This window comes from Protofrankia symbiont of Coriaria myrtifolia (genome assembly GCF_900634755.1).
Taxonomy (GTDB): domain Bacteria; phylum Actinomycetota; class Actinomycetes; order Frankiales; family Frankiaceae; genus Protofrankia; species Protofrankia coriariae.
On record NZ_CAAAFS010000009.1, the window covers coordinates 1 to 2,723 of the forward strand.

Here is a 2,723-nt window from a genome sequence, read left to right on the forward strand (position 1 = left end):
AGGCCCCTGGCAGACGACGGAGCCTGGTAGCGCAGCGCAGGATACCGGCACGTTGGCTGAGGTGGAGGCTGTGGCGCGGCTGCTGGGTGTACCGGTGGCGGTGGACCACGAGTACGACAACGGCAGTCTGACCGTGCAGGCGTCCGCGACGGTTGCGGGTTATCCGGTGCGGGTGTGGGCGACGCTGGACGACCCGGGTGCGGTCGACCAGGCGCGTGTGCTGGTCGCGGGTATGGAGACGGGCCAGTGAGCACCACGCCTGTCAGTCTGCGTCGGTCGCGGGGTGCCGCCGTGTCCACCGGTGCCGGGGCTGCTCCCGTACCGGGTGCACAGGAGCGGTTCGCCGTCGGGGTGGCTGACTACCTGGCCGCGGTGGCGGATCACTGGGCGGCGGTGACCACGCTGGCCGGCCGTACCGGTGATGACCGGTTGCGGGTGTATGCCGCCGCGGTCGATGTTGAAGCGCGGGTGCGGGTCGCGCAGGCCCAGGCCCGTGTGGCCGGTGCTCCTCGTGACGAGCTGGCGGACGCGTTCGATCTGGTGGCGGCGGTGACGCTGGACCGGGTCGCGGCCTGGTATCTGGCGGGCCGCCCGTATCGACCGGCGGGTCTGACCACGGCGGAGCGTGCGTTGGGCCGGGCCGCCCGGCCGGTTCCGCCCCGGCGGGAAGCTCACGGCGTCAGCGCGGGCCGGCGGTCGTCTGTGGGGGCGGTGGCGTGATGGCCGGCGGGGTGCCGCGCCGGTTGGGTCGGGCGTTGGATGCCGGGCTGTGGCTGGTGGCCGGGCTGGTCGCGGTGTACAGCCTGGCGAACGTCCACACGGCCGCTCGCGGGCACGGCACCGCCGATCCGCAGGCGTGGCTACTCGCGCCGATCGTGGACATCGCCCTGTTCGTGGCGATCACCGCGGATGCGGCGTTGTCCCGGCACGGGGAGCGTCCCGACGGGTGGGCGACCGGGCTGCGCTGGTTCTGCGGGATCGCGACCTGGACGCTCAACGTGTGGGACGCCGCCGCGTCGGGCGATCCGGGCGCGATCGTCGCGCACTCGATCCCGCCGGTGGTCCTGGTCCTGCTCGCCGAGGCCGCACCCCGCTACCGGCAACGGTTCGCCGCACTCACCACAGCTCCGGCCCCGGCGCTGGAGGCCACGGCCGGGCCGCTGGTGGCCACCGTCGAGCCGACCCCGGCCCACCCCGGGCCACCGGCAGACCACCCCGGGCCGCCGGCTGGGCCCTCCGTGGACCGACCCGGGCCATCGGCCGGGCCGGAGGCGGGCCACGGTGGGCCGGTGGGGCTTGTGGGGGGCTCGACCCGGCATCAGGTGGCCGCGCTGGTGGCCCGGATCCCGGCGGACGATCCCCGGTCGGACCGGCAGTTGGCCACGGAATGGGCTCCGCTGGTCGGTGTCACGGTGTCGACTGTTCATAACCATCTGTCCGCGTTGCGGCGGGCGGAGGTGACCTCGCGGTGAAACCCGACATCCGCGCCGAACTGCGCGTGCTGCCCCTGTGGGCGGCTGCCGCGGTGGTCCTGGTGGCCGTCGTTGTCCTGGTCCTGCGGATCACCGGTCTGATCGTGGTGGCGATCGTGGATGCGGCCGAACGGGTCGACGTGGCGGTGTCCACGACGCTCGGGATTTCCCCGCTGGGCGCCTCGACGCTCCTGCTTCCCGCCGATTGGACGCCTGGCGGGGGGTGGCAGCGGTGACCGCGCCGGTGAGTCTGAGTAAGGAGAACCCCGACGTGGGTGATGTTGTCCCGCTCCGGCCGTGGACTCCGGTGGTACCGCCGTCCGGTGGCGATGACGCGGTCATCGAGGTCACGGCCGACGACATCGAGCCGCCCGTCACCGCGACCGGCCATGTCGTGCCCGCAGCGGATGCAGAGTCGGCCTGTGAGGCCCTGGCCCTGACCGCCGGCCGACGGTTGGCCCGGGGTGCGTTCCAGGTCGGCCGGGGACACGGCGTGTGGGCGCAGCGTGCCATCGACGCCACCACCCACGCCGCGATCCGTGAGCAGATCCGGCGGGCCCGGATGGCTGGGGATGGTGAGGCCCTGGCCACGTGGCTGGACCATCTGCGACAGGCCAAGGCCGACCGGCGGCAGCGACTGTTGAACCTGCCGGCCGCTCTGCGGTCCGCCGTCATCTCGGTCATCGCCCTGGTGGCGTTCCTCGCCGGTCTGCTGCTCCTGGCCGGCGTCGTCGTCGCGGTGACCCGACCGCTGGGCATGACCTGGGACGGATATTGGTCGGCCCTGGCCGGCATCGGCGATGTGGTGGCCACCCTGATTGCCGTAGCCGTGCGGGTGGTGCTCTGGGGTGCGGGTCCGGCGTGGCTGGTGGCCGCCTACCGGGCCGGCGGTGGGGAGTCGATGCCCGGGTGGCTGGCCACGTCGTCCGATGCGGACATCGATCTGGCCATCGATGAATCGACGATCGCGCAGGCGTTGGCGGCGCTGCGTATCCCGCAGATCCGCGACCACCTCAAGACCGCGCCGTTGCAGTACCTGACCACGGCCCGCAAGGACGGCCGGGGCACGCACGCGGTGATCCGGCTGCCCAGCGGGGTGACCGCCGAGCGGATCTCCACACGCCGCGCCGATCTGGCCTCCGGGCTGCACCGGCTGGCCAAGGAGGTGTGGCCCACAACCGGCAGTGAGGCCGGGGTGCTCGACCTGTGGGTAGCCGACAAGGGCGCCCTGGCCGAGGGAGCCGGCCCGTA

The 2,723-nt window shown here is 73.4% G+C and carries 3 protein-coding genes and 2 pseudogenes; all 5 read left to right on the forward strand.

Annotated features, from left to right (window positions below; genetic code table 11):
* Nucleotides 1-250 (forward strand): annotated as a pseudogene (locus CM1CMNOD_RS00365) (hypothetical protein); the annotation flags it as partial.
* Entirely contained in the window at nucleotides 247-720 is a 474-nt protein-coding gene (locus CM1CMNOD_RS00370) for a hypothetical protein (protein WP_013871685.1), read from the forward strand. The pseudogene CM1CMNOD_RS00365 and the gene CM1CMNOD_RS00370, both read left to right, overlap by 4 nt.
* Entirely contained in the window at nucleotides 720-1,472 is a 753-nt protein-coding gene (locus tag CM1CMNOD_RS00375) for a DUF2637 domain-containing protein (RefSeq protein ID WP_013871686.1), read from the forward strand. The genes CM1CMNOD_RS00370 and CM1CMNOD_RS00375 overlap by 1 nt, the downstream gene beginning before the upstream one ends.
* Nucleotides 1,469-1,708 carry a hypothetical protein gene (locus CM1CMNOD_RS00380; RefSeq protein WP_013871687.1) on the forward strand — a complete coding sequence of 80 codons (240 nt, stop codon included), beginning with the start codon at nucleotides 1,469-1,471 and terminating at the stop codon, nucleotides 1,706-1,708. Before CM1CMNOD_RS00375 ends, CM1CMNOD_RS00380 begins: the two co-directional genes overlap by 4 nt.
* 8 nt (nucleotides 1,709-1,716) lie before the next feature.
* Nucleotides 1,717-2,723 (forward strand): annotated as a pseudogene (locus CM1CMNOD_RS00385) (cell division protein FtsK); the annotation flags it as partial.

Excerpts from the sequence above, each read along its gene's own strand:
- CM1CMNOD_RS00375 (WP_013871686.1), top strand. The coding sequence starts at position 720 with ATGGCCGGCGGGGTGCCGCGCCGGTTGGGTCGGGCGTTGGATGCCGGG.